Annotated in this window: 10 protein-coding genes; 4 read left to right on the top strand and 6 right to left on the bottom strand. The window is 61.3% G+C overall.

Features of this window, described 5'->3' with window-relative positions; all coding sequences use genetic code 11:
- Positions 1 to 78: 78 nt before the first annotated feature.
- The 3 genes from hrpA to PG898_RS03390 all read right to left on the bottom strand — a co-directional run bounded on the left by hrpA (position 79) and on the right by PG898_RS03390 (position 5,757).
- Positions 79 to 4,005, bottom strand: a complete 3,927-nt coding sequence (gene hrpA, locus PG898_RS03400) for an ATP-dependent RNA helicase HrpA (protein ID WP_043131916.1) — start codon at positions 4,003 to 4,005, stop codon at positions 79 to 81.
- A gap of 176 nt (positions 4,006 to 4,181) precedes the next feature.
- A complete protein-coding gene (locus PG898_RS03395) occupies positions 4,182 to 4,604 on the bottom strand; it encodes a CBS domain-containing protein (protein ID WP_005325086.1) in 423 nt (140 codons plus the stop codon).
- Positions 4,605 to 4,686: 82 nt separating this feature from the next.
- Complete coding sequence (locus PG898_RS03390) at positions 4,687 to 5,757, bottom strand: helix-turn-helix transcriptional regulator (RefSeq protein ID WP_333563610.1); 1,071 nt, start codon at positions 5,755 to 5,757, stop codon at positions 4,687 to 4,689.
- A 447-nt stretch (positions 5,758 to 6,204) separates the two neighbouring features.
- Here PG898_RS03390 and PG898_RS03385 point away from each other — a divergent pair, with 447 nt between their 5' ends.
- Positions 6,205 to 7,527 carry a YjiH family protein gene (locus PG898_RS03385; protein ID WP_043131369.1) on the top strand — a complete coding sequence of 441 codons (1,323 nt, stop codon included), beginning with the start codon at positions 6,205 to 6,207 and terminating at the stop codon, positions 7,525 to 7,527.
- Between the two features lie 83 nt (positions 7,528 to 7,610).
- Here PG898_RS03385 and PG898_RS03380 read toward each other — a convergent pair whose 3' ends face one another.
- A complete protein-coding gene (locus PG898_RS03380; protein ID WP_270823536.1) occupies positions 7,611 to 8,501 on the bottom strand; it encodes a LysR family transcriptional regulator in 891 nt (296 codons plus the stop codon).
- 97 nt (positions 8,502 to 8,598) lie between these two features.
- On the opposite strand from PG898_RS03380, the gene PG898_RS03375 reads away from it, so the two are divergent.
- The 3 genes from PG898_RS03375 to ycaC all read left to right on the top strand — a co-directional run bounded on the left by PG898_RS03375 (position 8,599) and on the right by ycaC (position 10,256).
- Positions 8,599 to 8,877 carry a pirin family protein gene (locus PG898_RS03375; RefSeq protein WP_235210094.1) on the top strand — a complete coding sequence of 93 codons (279 nt, stop codon included), beginning with the start codon at positions 8,599 to 8,601 and terminating at the stop codon, positions 8,875 to 8,877.
- Complete coding sequence (locus PG898_RS03370; RefSeq protein WP_235210096.1) at positions 8,864 to 9,466, top strand: pirin family protein; 603 nt, start codon at positions 8,864 to 8,866, stop codon at positions 9,464 to 9,466. Before PG898_RS03375 ends, PG898_RS03370 begins: the two co-directional genes overlap by 14 nt.
- 163 nt (positions 9,467 to 9,629) lie before the next feature.
- Positions 9,630 to 10,256 (top strand): isochorismate family cysteine hydrolase YcaC, encoded by a 627-nt coding sequence (gene ycaC / locus PG898_RS03365; protein ID WP_043131365.1) that lies wholly within the window; start codon positions 9,630 to 9,632, stop codon positions 10,254 to 10,256.
- A 523-nt stretch (positions 10,257 to 10,779) separates the two neighbouring features.
- On the opposite strand, the gene PG898_RS03360 is transcribed toward ycaC, so the two are convergent.
- Positions 10,780 to 11,109 carry a YbaB/EbfC family nucleoid-associated protein gene (locus PG898_RS03360; RefSeq protein ID WP_011706069.1) on the bottom strand — a complete coding sequence of 110 codons (330 nt, stop codon included), beginning with the start codon at positions 11,107 to 11,109 and terminating at the stop codon, positions 10,780 to 10,782.
- 130 nt (positions 11,110 to 11,239) lie between these two features.
- On the bottom strand, positions 11,240 to 13,768 hold the full coding sequence (gene dnaX, locus PG898_RS03355; RefSeq protein ID WP_043131363.1) for a DNA polymerase III subunit gamma/tau: 2,529 nt from the start codon (positions 13,766 to 13,768) through the stop codon (positions 11,240 to 11,242).
- Positions 13,769 to 13,798 lie beyond the last annotated feature (30 nt).

The following is a 13,798-nucleotide window of genomic DNA, read 5'->3' as shown; positions in this document are numbered from 1 at the left end:
GCTTCCCTGGCTCTTATCGCCACACTCTTCGCCACGCTCTTCGTCACACTATGGCTCAGAAAACAGACACATAGCAGCTTAGCACTGGGCTATGGCGCTCTGCACCCGTTTATCCGAGATGGGGTAGGGTGTCCCCAACTGCTGGGCGAAGAAGGAGACCCGCAGCTCCTCTATCATCCAGCGGATATTGGCCACCTCCGGCGGGATCGGCTGGGATTTGGGGATCTTGGCGAGCAGCGCCTTGTAGTCGCTCTCCACGCTCTGCACCTTGAGCATATGGACCCGGTCCCGGTTGGGATCGATGGCCAGTTTCTCGAGGCGCCGCTCGATGGCACGCAGGTAGCGCAGCAAGTCAGGCAGTCGCTGCCAGCCGGTCTCGGTGACAAATCCTTTGTGAATGAGGTTGCCCAACTGCTGCTGGATGTCCGACATGGCAAAGGCGGTGTCGAGCTGCATCTTGCCCTTGAGCCGCTTTTTGATCTCGTGGGAGAGGGTCAGCACGGCCTCCACCTGCTTGGCCACCTCCACCACCGCATCGTTGAGCTCGGCGCGCACGAACTCCTTGAGCGACTCAAACCCGGCCTCATCCCAGGCCAGGCCGCCGTGCTGCTCGATCAGCTTGTCACAGCCACAGGCGATACAGTCATCAATCAGCTCGGCCACCTTGCCGAAGGGGTTGAAGTAGAGCCCGAGCTTGGCCTTGTTCGGCAGCTTCTCCTGCAGATACTTGATGGGGGATGGCACGTTGAGCAGCACCAGCCGGCGCTGGCCCGCCCACATAAGCTGCTGCTGGGCCACCGGGCTCTCCACCAGCTGGATGGCGACTGAATCTTTCTGATCCACCAGGGTCGGATAGGCCTTCACCTCGAAGCCGCTGCGCTTCTGGCTGTACTCCTGAGGCAGTTCACCAAAGCTCCACAGGGTGAGACCGGACTGCTCGATATCGTCGTCCGCCACCTGGGAGAGGGTCTCCTGCACCTTGCCGCGCAGCGACTCTTTCAAGGCCTCGAGATCCTTGCCCTCGGCGATAGGCTTATGCCTATCGTCCACCACCCGGAAGGTGAGTTTCAGGTGATCGGGCACCGCATTCCAGTCCCAGGCTTCGCGGGGTACGGTGACACCGGTCATGCGGCGCAACTGGCGTTCCATCTCGTCCAGCAGCGGGCCCTGCTCGGGATTGAGGGTGGCGAGCAGCGCATCGGCGTAGTTCGGCGCCGGCACGAAGTTCTTGCGCATCGGCTTTGGCATCGACTTGATGAGGGCGACCAGCAGCTCATGACGCAGCCCGGGGATCAGCCATTCGAACCCTTTCACCTCCACCTGGTTCAAGAGCGGCAGCGGGATATGCAGCGTCACACCGTCCGCAGCCTCCCCCGGCTCGAACTGGTAGGTCAGCTTGAGCTTGAGGCGCCCCTGCTGCCAGAAGTTGGGGTAGTCGAGATCACTGATGTGGGCGGCATCCCCCTTCATCAGCATCTCTTTCTCAAAGTTCAGCCGCTCGGGATCCTGCTTTTGCGCTTCCTTCCACCACTTGTCGAAGTGGCGGGCGGAGATGACGTCCTCCGGCAAACGGGCGTCGTAGAAGCGGAACAGATCTTCGTCATCCACCAGGATGTCGCGACGACGGGATTTGTGCTCCAGCGCCTCCACCTCGGCCAGGAGCTTGCGGTTCTCGCCAAAGAAGCGGTGGCGGGTTTCGAAGTCCCCTTCCACCAGGGCGCGGCGAATGAAGAGCTCGCGGCACTGGGCCGGATCGATACGGCTGAAGTTGATGGTGCGCTCATTGACCAGGGTCAGGCCGTAAAGCGTCACCTTCTCCTTGGCCATGACGGCGCCGTTTTTCTTCGACCAGTGGGGATCGCTGTGGTGGAGCTTGATGAGGTGTGCCGCCAGCGGCTCTACCCATTCGGGCTCAATCTTGGCGTTGATGCGGGCGTAGAGGCGGGAGGTCTCCACCAGCTCTGCGGCCATCACCCACTTGGGCGGCTTCTTGAACAGACCCGAGGCCGGGAACAGGTGGAAGCGGCCGTTGCGGGCACCAAGGAATTCGGGCTTTTCCAGATCCTTGTTGCCGATATGGCTCAAGAGGCCGGTCAGCAATGCGCAGTGCACCGTCTTGAAATCCGCCGGTTCATGGTTGGCCTTGAAGCCCAGCTCTTTCACCGTCTGGCGCAGCTGGAAGTGGATATCCTGCCACTCGCGCACCCTCAGGTAGGAGAGAAACTCCTTCTGGCACATGCGGCGGAACGGGTTGCTGCCCAGCAGATCCTGCTGCTCTTTCAGGTAATTCCACAGATTGACGAAGGCGAGGAAGTCGGAATCCTTGTCCTCGAAGCGCCTGTGCTGCTCGTCGGCGGCCTGTTTCTTCTCCATGGGCCGCTCGCGGGGATCCTGGATGCTGAGGCCCGCGGTGATCACCATCACCTCGCTCAGACAGCCGGTTTTCGCCGCCGTGATCACCATCTTCGCCAGACGTGGATCAAGGGGAATACGCGAGAGCTGACGACCGGTTTCGGTCAGCTGCAGCTTGGGTTCTTGCTCGCGGGTACCGGGCAGCTCTCTGACCGCCTCCAGCTCTTTCAAGAGAGTCAAACCATCCTTGATATGACGCGACTCCGGTGGCTCGACGAAGGGGAAGGCCTCCATGTTGCCAAGGCCGAGCGCCAGCATCTGCAAGATGACGGAGGCCAGGTTGGTGCGCAGGATCTCGGGGTCGGTAAAGGCCGGACGGTTGTTGAAATCCTCCTCGGAGTAGAGGCGGATACAGATACCGTCCGCCACCCGACCGCAACGCCCTTTACGCTGGTTGGCGCTGGCCTGGGAAACCGGCTCAATGGGCAGGCGCTGCACCTTGGTACGCCAGGAGTAGCGGCTGATGCGAGCGGTACCCGGATCGATGACGTAACGAATGCCCGGCACCGTCAGCGAGGTCTCCGCCACGTTGGTGGCGAGCACGATGCGCCGACCGGCGTGTTGCTGGAACACCTTGTTCTGCTCGGCGTTGGAGAGGCGGGCATAGAGCGGCAACACCTCGGTGTCGCGCAGGTTGAGTTTGCGCAGGGCATCGGCGGTGTCGCGGATCTCCCGCTCGCCGTTCATGAAGATAAGGATGTCCCCCAGCCCCTCTTGGGCCAGCTCCTCCACCGCATCGAAGATGCCCTGCAGCTCGTCGCGCTCCTCCAGCGCCTCATTCTTGTCTGCGCTCTTGTCACCGCTCTTTTTATCAGCAAACAGCGGGCGATAGCGCACCTCCACCGGGTAGGTGCGCCCTGAGACTTCTATGATGGGCGCCTGGTTAAAATGGCGGGAGAAGCGCTGCGGGTCGATGGTGGCCGAGGTGATGATCACCTTGAGATCGGGGCGCTTTGGCAGCAATTGCTTCAAGTAGCCCAGGATGAAGTCGATGTTGAGGCTGCGCTCGTGGGCCTCATCGATGATGATGGTGTCGTACTGGGTGAGCATGCGGTCGTGCTGGATCTCGGCCAGCAGGATACCGTCTGTCATCAGCTTGATGTGGGTCTGCTCGCTCACCTGATCGGTAAAGCGTACCTTGTAGCCCACGTAGTGGCCGAGCTCGGACTCCATCTCTTCCGCGATACGGGCCGCCACGGTGCGGGCCGCCAGACGCCGCGGCTGGGTGTGGCCGATGTAGCCCTTGACCCCGCGCCCGAGCGAGAGACAAATCTTGGGGATCTGGGTGGTCTTGCCCGAGCCGGTTTCCCCGGCAATGATCACCACCTGGTGCTCGCTGATGGCGCGGGCGATCTCCGCCTGCTTCTGGCTGACCGGCAAATTATCCGGATAGGTGACCTTAGGCACACCGGCCAGACGGGACTGGTAACGCGCCTCGGCGACATCCAGATCGGCGGCGATGGTCTCCAGCATGGCGGCCTGTTTGGCCTCGGGCAGCTTCTTGACCCCGTGCAGACGGCTGGAGAGGCGGCGGGCGTCGAGGTTCATGCAGGCAGAGAGACGGCGGCGCAGCGCCTCGATAGAGAGAGACAAGGTAGGAATTCCTTAAATAAGTGCCCAGAGGGGCCATATCGATTAGCTGGGAGCGATCCTAAAGAGCGAGCGGGGGCGGTGCAAGCCTTAAAGCGGCACCTGCCAGGTTCAATGACGCGGCGGACAATAAAAAGAGCAGGCACCCGGCCTGCTCTCGATGATCCGGCGAAACCGGATCAGACCCTGGCCTGGTGCACGAAGCAGGTACCAAGCTGGGCATGGATGGCCTGCATCACATTGTGCCGGCTGATCACCCCGAGCAGGCGACCCTCCTCCACCACCGGATAGATCTTCGGCTTTTGGCCCATCATCATCTCCGCCAGATCCAGGATGCTGGTGTCCGGCCCCACGGCCAGCACCTCCTTGCGCATTACATCCTTGACCTGGGCCACCTGTTCACAGTGATAGGCCTCTTTCAACATGACGGCAATGCAGTCCTGCTCGGACACCCAGCCAATCAGGTGGCCCTGGCTGTCCACGACGGGGCCGCCAAGCTGATGACTGTTGAGAAACTTGGTGACCGCATTTTGCACCATCATGTCCGCGCTGAACGTGATGGGTTTGGTCTGCATATAATCCTTTGCCTTGAGTGATTCCATGACGCTTCCCCCAACAGGCCTCCCGACAGGAGGCGCGAGCCGGGCACTATGTCCGGCTCACACCAAGCATAGCTCGTGCCTATCAGGAGATGGACTGCAGCAACAGCAGCAGCTCGTTCTGGCTGTGGCAGTCGGTCTTCTTGAACACCCCCTTGAGGGTGGAACGCACGGTTTCCACCTTGACCCCGCGCAGCTCGGCGATGTCGTTGCTGCTGTAGCCCTTGCTCATCAGCACCAGCAGCTCCTTCTCGCCGATGGTGAGGGGATAAAGGCTGGCCAGCGCCTCTATGTCGGGATTGAAAGAATGCTCGGGATCGCGCAATACCACTTCCACGTAACGCTCGAAGCGGCTGAGGCCGCTCATCAGGGTGCACTGGATCAGCAGCGGCCTGAGATTGGACTGGCGGGGAATGGACATATAGGCGCTGGCACCTGGCAACAAATAGGCAAAGCCATTCAAGGTCTCCTTGAGCTGGCGTTGCTGCTCCTTATTTTGCAAAGAGAAAATACCATTGACGGCCCGCAATTCGACGTTTTCATCGGCGATGCGGTTGAACGCCACATTGGAATAATGAATATGCCCCTTGTCATCTATGATGGCGCTGGGTTTATTATGGTTTTTCACCAGTTGCTGCAGCTGATAGTTCTGGGTTTCCAGGGCCAGCAGGTTCCAATAATGCTGGCTCCAGGCGGCCAGACCAGAATAGATCTCTGTCAGCGAGGTGAGATCCCGGCTGCTGAAGTCATCCTGGGCGGCGCCGCGGTAACTGCACAGTGTGCTAAGACCCCGCCCCTTCACGCGGCAGACGCCGCCCGCCGCAAACTGGGCACCAAAACTGGCCAGCAGCCCCACCGAGCTGGAAATGGTATTGGCGCTGACGATCCCCTGGCAGCCCTTGTCCAGATAATGATTGAACCACACATCCTGGCGATGGTGTTGCACATAGAATTGCTGCTGGGCCTCGGTCAACCCGCTTGAAAAGAGCTTTATTCCATCGCTCTTGTCATCATCCCGCAATAAAAACAGGGATGAACTGCCGGACAAGTCGGTGCGAAATTGGTCTACCACCAACTTAATGTCAGAATCATTAATACCGCACTCGTATAACTGGCTGATATAGGGCGATATCCTTTCTTTCTCTAATGCCTTCACACCCGAACTCCTAATTCTTATTTTTATTGAAGTGGCATCTTACTCCGCAATGAGATACTCGAAAAGTAGTCAAATGAACAAAGGCTTTATGACCAACTCATAAATAGTTATAAAAAATTCACCTTGAGGAAGATTGTAGAGATGTTTAAATCCAGGATCAGGTTCCCTGTTTTTTTGGTCGTTATGGAACATCTTTAACCGCATCCCTCCTGCGTATCTGCCGACCTTGCCCTGGCTCGCGCCTTGACAGGCAAGGTCGGCACGACCTGACCGCTACCCGACCCGCTCCCCGCGGTATGTTCCTACCGAAGGTTTCATACGAATTCACCCATCACGAATGTTGCATTTTAGTGTCTTTATTGTTTCCATTTTCGATTTCGGCAGATATTGTATATACAAATACCTGTCATCAACGGAGTTGAATCATGTGGATCACAAGGAGAGGAAATGGAACCTGAACACGCACTCACCGCCCCTGCCCGTTCGGGGGCTGGCATCAAACTGCTGCTGACCAGCCTGCTCGGCATCGCCATCTTTTTCGTGCCCTTCGAGCTCGCGGGCCGCAGCACCATACTGGTGGATCACCTGGCGGGCTTCCTGATGGCGCAGCGCCCGCTCGCCTTGGGGCTCATCCTGTTGCTGATCGCCTATGGCGCCATCAGCCCGTTGCTGGATGGCCGCTGGCGCGCCCGCCCCATCGACAGGGTGCTGAGCCTGTTCAAGCTGCTCGGGCTGGGGCTGGCCATCATGTATGTGGCAGGCTGGGGCCCCGCCTGGCTGATGACGCCGGATCGCCTGCCTTTCCTCTTTGACAAGCTGGCCATGTCGGTGGGGCTCATCGTGCCCATCGGCGCCATGGCCCTTACCTTCCTGCTCGGCTTCGGCCTGCTGGAGCTTATCGGCGTACTGATGCAGCCGGTGATGCGCCCCCTCTGGCGCACCCCTGGCCACTCCGCCATCGATGCAGTCGCCTCTTTCGTCGGCAGCTACTCGGTGGGCCTGCTCATCACCAACCGGGTCTTCCTCGCGGGCAAGTACACGGTACGGGAAGCCGTCATCATCGCTACCGGCTTCTCCACCGTCTCCGCCGCCTTCATGATCATCGTGGCCAAGACCCTCAACCTAATGGGGCACTGGAACTTCTACTTCTGGTCCACCCTGGTGATCACCTTCGTCATCACCGCCATCCTGGCGCGCGTCCCGCCCATCAGCGCCATGGCGCACCAGAGCGAGACCGACGAACCGCTGCCGGCAGGCATGAGCCGCTGGCAAGCGGCGCTCGCCTCCGGGCTCACCCAGTCCAGCCAGGCAGATCCCGTGCTGCGTCAGTTGCAGGACAACCTCAAAGATGGCCTTTATATGGCTGCCGCCGTGGTGCCCACCATCTTGTCCGTCGGCCTACTGGGACTGCTGCTGGCCCAGCACACGCCGCTGTTTGATCTGTTGGGCTGGCTGCTGTGGCCCCTCACCTGGCTGCTGGATCTGGGGGAACCGCTGGAAACTGCAAGAGCGCTCTCGGCCGGCTTGGCGGAGATGTTCCTGCCCGCCATTCTGCTCAAGGATGCGGATCTGCTGGTGCGCTATGTGACCGCTGTGGTCTCGGTGAGCTCGGTGCTCTTCTTCTCCGCCTCCATCCCCTGCATCCTGGCTACCAAGATCCCGGTCAACCTGGGGCAACTGGTGGTGATCTGGCTGCTGCGCACCCTGCTCGGTATCCTGCTGGCCGCCCTGTGTGGACGGCTGGCCCTGACGATGGGCTGGCTCAACTAGCCTAAGGTGATATCAAAGAAACAAAGCGCCATCAGGCGCTTTGTTTCTTTGTGCGGGCTGACAGCCACCACATCGGCGAGCTGTCATTCGAGCCATTGTCGCAGCGCCAGCGTGGCGAGATCCACGAAGGCGCGCAGCCTGGGAGGCATGAAGCGCTGCCTGGGGTAGACGATATGGATGGGATCCGCCTTGCCATGCCACTCGGGGAGGACAGGCACCAATCTTCCCTCATCGCAGGCCTGACGACACAGGTATGACGGCAACAATGCCACCCCCCCTCCGGCCGAGACCATGGTCATGATCAGGCCGACGTCGTTGATCAGCGTCTGCCGGGCCAGAGAGACGGTCACGCTGTTGGCGGCTCCGTCGTGGAGTACCCAGGCCTCCTTGCCCAATGGGGTGAACTGCAGGCAGGCATGATGTCGTAGCGCCTGCGGTGCATCGATCGCCGTCGCACTGGCGAGGTAATCCGGACTCGCAAACAGGGCCCAGCGTGCAACGCCCACCTGCTTGGCTATCAGCGTCGAATCCTTGAGAGGACCGGTACGGATGGCGACATCGACGCCTTCTGCGACTAAATCCACATAGCGGTTCATCAACACCAACTCCACATCGACCTTTGGCCACTGGCTACGCATCTCTCCCAGGATCGACGACAGGATCTGGTTGCCGATATCAACGGGCGCCGTGATACGCAGCAGACCACAGGGCTCTTCCCGCGCCTCGGTCACCGCCGCCTCGGCGTCAAGCACATGCACCAAGCCGGCCGAGGCGTGGTCAAAATAGATCTGTCCAGCATCGGTCAGATGCAACCGGCGGGTGGTCCGCTGCAAGAGGGTGACGCCCAGACGCTTCTCCAGCATGGCCACCCGATGGCTGACGGTGGAGGTTGGCAACCCCAGCAGACGCGCCGCAGCGCTGAAGCTGCCGGCTTGCACGACCTTGACGAATACGACGACCTGATTGAAGTCCATCTTCCAACTTAATAGAAAGTGTTTTCTTATTTAACCATCTAGTCCGGTAAATGGCGACTTTCTACACTGTGTCCATTGATTCAACGGAGACACCGAGATGAAAGAACTGGCATTTATCAAGCGCAGCAACGGACAACACTGGGTGGGTGACGGCTTTCCGGTCAGGAGCATCTTCTCCTATAACGACATCGCCGAGGAGATGTCCCCCTTCCTGCTGATGGACTACGCGGGCCCGGCCAATTTCCCGGCCACCTCCCATCAACTCGGCGTCGGCCAGCACCCTCACCGCGGGTTCGAAACCGTGACCATCGTCTACGAGGGGGGGGGTCTCCCACAGAGACTCCTCGGGGGGCGGCGGCACCATAGGTCCGGGTGACGTACAGTGGATGACGGCCGCATCTGGCCTGATCCACGAGGAGTACCACAGCCCGGCATTCGCCAAGGCAGGCGGCCCCTTCGAGATGGTGCAGCTGTGGGTGAACTTGCCCGCCAAAGACAAGATGACGGCCCCTGGCTACCAGGGCATCACCGCAGGAGAGATCCCTCGGGTGGCACTGCCAGATGGCGCAGGTGAAGCGCGCATCATCGCCGGTCGCGTGGACGACACCTCCGGCCCTGCCCGTACCTTCACCCCGATGAACGTCTGGGACATGCGTCTGAGGGCCCATCACCAGGTGACGCTCGAGTTACCAGAGGGACACACCACCGCCCTGTTTGTGCTCAAAGGCACCATTCGCCTCGGCAACCGCCACGCGGTCAGCGCCGCCGAGCTGGCAGTCATGGATCGCCGCGGCAGCAAACTGGTGATGGATGTCGAGGAGGAGACGACGTTGCTGCTGCTCAATGGCGCCCCCCTCGATGAACCCATCGTCGGTCACGGCCCCTTCGTGATGAACACCCAGGAAGAGATCGTGCAGGCCATCAATGATTACAACAGTGGCCGCTTTGGCCAGATCGGACGCTGAACAACCAACATCGGGAAAGCATCCTCAGCAAGCAGGCACCACGCTTATACGCTGACAATCATCGACCAACAGCCATTGATCGACCGCGGCGCATGGCGCTGCAAAACAACGAAATGCTGGCCCCCAGCGTTAATCTCTTTGCCAACAAACCTGGAGAAAAGTCATGAACAAGCCCTACGTCAAACTCGACAAACACAATGCTGCCGTGCTGCTGGTGGATCATCAGGCCGGCCTCTCTTCCCTGGTGCGTGACATCGAGCCGGACAAGTTTCGCAACAACGTCCTGGCGCTGGCCGCACTGGCCAAGTACTTCGAGCTGCCGACCATACTGACCACCAGTTTCGAAAACGGGCCCAACGGCCCACTGATGACAGAGCTCAAGGAGACCTTCCCGGATGCCCCCTACATTGCCCGCCCAGGGCAGATCAATGCCTGGGATAACGAGGAGTTCGTCAAGGCGGTCAAGGCCACCGGCAAAAAGCAGCTGATCATCGCCGGCATCGTCACCGAGGTGTGTGTGGCCTTCCCGACCCTGTCCGCACTCGAGGAAGGCTACCAGGTGTTTGTCATCACCGATGCCTCGGGAACCTTCAATGAAATCACCCGTCACTCGGCCTGGGATCGGATGTCCGCCGCCGGGGCACAGCTGATGACCTGGTTTGGTGCCGCCTGTGAACTGCACCGCGACTGGCGCAACGATGTGGAAGGCCTGGGCACCTTGTTCGCCAACCACATCCCCGACTATCGCAATCTGATCAACAGCTACACCACCATCCAGAGCAGCAAGTAGCACATGCCTGCCCCGGGAAACCGGGGCCTTTTGTCTCCCGCCATTTCCCCCAGCCCCCTCAATCCCCATGCCTCCCCGGCCAATGCCATGCGTGAGACAGATCTGGCCCGCAGAAGTGGGACGCCGCTCCCGGTGCTCGTGCCTGTGTCGGATCAAGGCGCCCGTGAGCTTACCGGCGGCTTATGTTGGCAACCTCCTCTGATACACCCGAGGCGAGTTTCCAGGTTACTCCCCTCGACAGGCGAGTCAGGGGATCCTCCACGCCAGCAAGTGTGATCATGCAGGATGCCGGATAGCGGGGCGGCATCGCACGGGTCAGGGCAAGACAAGAAAAGATGCGAAGAAGGGCGCTTGGGAAGGCTGCATGCCTTGGCCAGAGGCTGAGTCGGTGACTGCGTCACCATGCCAAGCAAATGCCGGGCAGGCAGGCCAGAAAAAACAAAGCGCAGCTGACACGGAGAAAACCGTATCGGCTGCGCCATCGCCATGGGTCATGGCTTCTTGATTTGAAAAGCTTTAACCCTTAGAACGGCATCTTGAAGCCAGGGGGCAGTTGCATGCCACCGGTCAGCTCGCCCATCTTGCTCTTGTTCTGCTCTTCCACCCGGCGCACGGCGTCGTTGACGGCGGCGGCGACCAGATCTTCCAGCATCTCCTTGTCATCTTCCATCAGACTCGGGTCTATCTCGATACGGCGCACACTGTGGCTGCCGGCCATGGTGACCTTGACCATGCCGGCGCCGGCTTCGCCGACGACTTCCATCTGAGCCAGCTGCTCTTGCATCTTCTGCATGCGCTCTTGCATCTGTTGGGCCTGTTTCATCAGGTTACCCATTCCACCTTTACCAAACATAGGTCGTCTCTCGTCTTGAAATCCGGCATCCAGCGCCGGGCTGTGGGGTTGTTCTGCCCCGGATATGGGGGCAGCCAAAAGATTTTTCAACCGGGACTCGGGTCCCGGCATGGGATTTAACTCATAGCGCTCAGCGACTCAGAGGTTCGATGCTCTCGGGATGGAGCACGGCGCCGAATCGCTGTTGCAAGAACTGCACATTGGGATCGTCCGCCAGATCCCGGCTCACCTGCTCACGCACCCCCAGGTAGAGGCGATGCTCGATCTCGAGCGGCGTCTCCCGCACCGGATCCGTGCCCAGGGTCACCTCGACACGCACCGACTCTCCGAGCTCGGGGCCGATGATCCCCGCCAGATCGGCCAGGGCTCTGTCGCTGACCAGATGGCGCTGCTCCGGCTTGAGCACCAGGGACACCAACTCCCCTTGTCGGGTCATCACCGAGTTGATGGCAAGCTGGCGCAGCCGGCCACCGACCCCGGTGCGGGCGATGAGCTCGGCCCAAGCGTCACCGCAATTGACCAGCAGGGAAGAGGGGATCAGGCGACTGACCTCCTCCCCCTCCATCGGCTGGGCGTCGCTCTCCAGCTCATCCCAGTCGATGGTCTCCATCACCTGGGCCGTCGTTGGCTGCGCGTTGTCGGGCACTGCAAGGGGCGTCGCAACTGGCGCTGCCGGCGCCACGGCAACGGGAACAGCGGCAGACCTCGCGGGTGTACCGTCCAGATCCCAGGGGGGCAAGTCATCCGAGACGGGACTGGCCTTTTGCGCAACTCTCGGCCTTGGCGCCGCCGCTTGCGCCGCAGGGGCACTGACCGGCCCGTCGCCGAAGCCCTGACTCAGGTACTCCTCGTAATCGCTGCCACTGTCGTCATAGGCATCGAGCGGCGGCAGATCCTCATAACCCGCTACTGCTGAACTCTGGGTCGGCGCCACAGCGGCAGGTTGCCAAGCAGGGGATGCGGGTGCAACAACCGGCTGCGTGATCGGGCTGGCCTCAGGGGCCGCCACCGGCCGGGTGGGCGCAACGCGAGGAGGTGCGGATGCAACGGCGGTGGCTCCTGGCTCACCACGCAGCCGGCTGCGCAGCAGATTGCGCTTGCCCAGCAGGCTCTGCATGCTGGAGGCCGCCGAGGGGGCAGCCTCGGGTTCAGGGGCTATGGCAGGGGCCGCCGTCGGCAGGGCCTCCTCATGGGAGGAGACAGGCGGCTCGGGTTCTACGGGCTGCGTTTCCTGTACCTGGGGGGCGCCACCGGTCTGGTGCTCTGGCTGCATCGGCTGCGCCTCGAACCCCATCTGCTGCGCGGCTTGCAGCAGCTCTTGCTGCTCGGCAAAGAGGGCTGCGCTGGCCTCATCGTCGCCGGCAGCCGGCTCATCTTCCTGCACAGCCAAGAGCGGCGCTGTCGGCGTCTGGGCTACGGGCGCGGCCGTGCCGGCCGTCGTCGCGGCCTGATGCGGGGCTGGCTCAGCCCCTGACGGCTTTCCCGGCAGGGCCGAGACTGCCTCCCTCCCCGCCCCGGGCAATGCGCCCATGGATACGGGCAAGGCGCTCAGATTGGCGGGATGCACCGCCTCGCGGCGCGGCGAGAACGCCAGCATCCTCAGGCAGGTCATCTCCAGCGCGGTGCGGCCATCGGGCGCCCAGGGCAAGTCCTTGCGCCCCCCCAGCACTATCTGGTAGCAGAGCTGCACCTCTTCCGGGCTCATGGCCCCTGCCAGCTGCAGCAAGGCATCGGCATCCGCCCCCTGCTCCTGCACGCTGGCAGGAAGCAACTGGGCCATGGCGACGCGATGGAGCAAGGCTTCCAGTTCGGCGTGGAGCTGATCGAAGTCCGGCCCCAGGGTGGCGATTTCGGTGATCTTGGCCATGGTGGCCGGAGCGTCCTGGCGCAGGACAGCCTCCAGCAACTGGTGCAGGTGGTGATGATCCAGCGTCCCCAGCATAGTCAGCACGCTTTCCAGACGCACGCTGCCATTGCCATGGGCCAGCGCCTGATCCGTCAGGCTCAGGGCATCGCGCATGCTGCCATCGGCGGCCTTGGCCAGGGCCAGCAGGGCGCGGGGCTCGAACGGCTGACCTTCCTGATCCAACACCCATTCGAGCTGCCTGGCGATCTGGGTCTGATCCAGGCTCTTCAAGTGGAACTGCAGGCAGCGGGACAAGATGGTGATGGGGAGCTTCTGCGGATCCGTGGTGGCCAGCAGGAACTTCACATAGGGGGGCGGCTCTTCGAGGGTCTTGAGCAGCGCATTGAAGCTGTGACGCGACAGCATGTGCACCTCATCGATGAGGTACACCTTGAAGCGGCCACGGGCCGGGCGGTACTGCACGTTGTCGAGCAGTTCCCGGGTGTCTTCCACCTTGGTGCGGGACGCCGCATCGATCTCCAGCAGATCGACGAAGTTGCCCTGATCGATCTCGCGGCAGGTGTCGCATACGCCGCACGGATGGCTGCTGATCCCCTGCTCGCAGTTGAGGCTCTTGGCCAGGATGCGGGCGATCGTGGTCTTGCCGACCCCGCGGGTGCCACTCAGCAGGTAGGCATGATGCAGCCGTCCCTGATCAAGGGCATTGGTCAAGGCGGTCAGCACATGCTGCTGGCCAACCACTTGTTCAAATGTATGGGGGCGCCATTTACGCGCCAGAACCTGATAGCTCATAGATCTCGATGCTGGAAAACGAGGCATTGA

The sequence above is a fragment of the Aeromonas sp. QDB31 genome (assembly GCF_027707605.1).
In the GTDB taxonomy this organism is placed as follows: Bacteria; Pseudomonadota; Gammaproteobacteria; order Enterobacterales; family Aeromonadaceae; genus Aeromonas; species Aeromonas media.
This window is presented reverse-complemented; position numbering and strand designations above follow the sequence as displayed.

What these genes read in the sequence shown, in the direction of transcription:
- PG898_RS03395 (WP_005325086.1), bottom strand. Translation starts at nt 4,604, where the DNA reads ATGGAATCACTCAAGGCAAAGGATTATATGCAGACCAAACCCATCACG.
- PG898_RS03385 (WP_043131369.1), top strand. Translation starts at nt 6,205, where the DNA reads ATGGAACCTGAACACGCACTCACCGCCCCTGCCCGTTCGGGGGCTGGC.
- PG898_RS03380 (WP_270823536.1), bottom strand. Translation starts at nt 8,501, where the DNA reads ATGGACTTCAATCAGGTCGTCGTATTCGTCAAGGTCGTGCAAGCCGGC.
- PG898_RS03375 (WP_235210094.1), top strand. Translation starts at nt 8,599, where the DNA reads ATGAAAGAACTGGCATTTATCAAGCGCAGCAACGGACAACACTGGGTG.
- ycaC (WP_043131365.1), top strand. Translation starts at nt 9,630, where the DNA reads ATGAACAAGCCCTACGTCAAACTCGACAAACACAATGCTGCCGTGCTG.
- PG898_RS03360 (WP_011706069.1), bottom strand. Translation starts at nt 11,109, where the DNA reads ATGTTTGGTAAAGGTGGAATGGGTAACCTGATGAAACAGGCCCAACAG.
- dnaX (WP_043131363.1), bottom strand. Translation starts at nt 13,768, where the DNA reads ATGAGCTATCAGGTTCTGGCGCGTAAATGGCGCCCCCATACATTTGAA.